Origin of the sequence: Leptospira neocaledonica, assembly GCF_002812205.1 — a bacterium.
GTDB lineage: Bacteria > Spirochaetota > Leptospiria > Leptospirales > Leptospiraceae > Leptospira_B > Leptospira_B neocaledonica.
In genome coordinates this window covers 1-1,336 of record NZ_NPEA01000029.1, presented here as the reverse complement: position 1 = coordinate 1,336, position 1,336 = coordinate 1, and the positions used below count along the sequence as shown (strand labels likewise).

Here is a 1,336-nt window from a genome sequence, read left to right as displayed (position 1 = left end):
TAAAAGCGGGCATGGAAGCCCGCAAAGCTTGAAAAAGAATATCGTGCAGAGCTGTTCGCCTAACGACCAAGGCTTGACGACGTTTCGCGTCTCGGCTATAGCCGAGTTGGCACGAGGCTTGCTTTGCAAGACGAGTGACAATAGCGAAATGTGCCGAAGGCCGAGCGAGAGTGCGAAGCATCCGGAAGCGCTGCGTCAGAGCCGATAGTTAGACGATGCGGGCCACTTCTATATAGCTACTTCAACTGGAATGTAAAATTGATCCGAGTTCCGGATAGCGACAATTTCTATCTTCTCTTCCGTTAACGATTTTACACGTTCAATTACACCATCAGGATTGAGATCTTGAATATATATCCTTTTCAATAACGGTGCTTCTTTAAGAAGCTTTTTATCGTAATCACGGTTAAATGTAGGAAATGAATACCCAATGACAACAATTGTCTCCACTTGAGTGATTTCATTGAAAAAGCTGCTACGCACCCGTTCAACTACATCCTCATTTTCCCAAGCAAAATGAATTGTGAAATTAGCTCCAGGGGCAATTTCTCTATATATTTTATTAAATTCATTTACAGAATCATTGTTAAAGCGTTTCCAAATTAAATGGTAATAATCTACCGAGCCAAACGCAGAAGTCGCAAATCCCGCCATTCCATTTGAATGAAATAATTTCGGACGTTGATTCTTTGAATGAACATTTGAATGCCATGGATGAATATCTAAGAATTCCAAAGCATAACTTGGTTCAAATAAGCCTAATATATTCAACAAAGCAATAAGGACCTGATTATCGTAATTCCAAGTTCCAATTACGATCTCATCAGGAATCACTATCTTTCCATTGTTTAACTTCATGATTGTAGTCAAAAATACATCGTATCTAACATCATGGCTCATATGCATTTGCTTAAATAATAAATAAAATGAAAGCGTTAACTTTAATTTTTGCAATTTCTCTTTTTCATTTTTAAGATACAGCTTTTTCGCATAAACATCAATCGTGCCATGAGAAAGTCCATTTTCTCCTAACCATCTACAATCTTCCACAAATTCCTTTGCAAGCAAATCACTGAAAAATACATTCTTTATAGATCCGTTATCTTTTATTGAAGATGTAAAAACCATTCGATCTAAGGCCATCATTTCTGAAGAAATTCCGCCTACCGTAGGGATGCAGTTCGCACTCGCTCCAGCTCCAAGTAAATATAGAGTCTTTTTCATAATTGTTTCTACTAAAAATAAATTTGGCCCGTTTCGTCTAACGACCAAGGTGTTCCGACGTTTGCGATGGCGCGAGTTTGCGCATGCAAACGAAGTGACTGAAGCAAATGTG

General features: G+C 38.5%; 1 protein-coding gene. It reads right to left on the bottom strand.

Going from position 1 to position 1,336, the window contains the following annotated elements; translation table 11 throughout:
• Positions 1–228: 228 nt before the first annotated feature.
• On the bottom strand, positions 229–1,336 hold a 1,108-nt coding region (locus CH365_RS19810; protein ID WP_208861251.1), incomplete at its 5' end, for a hypothetical protein.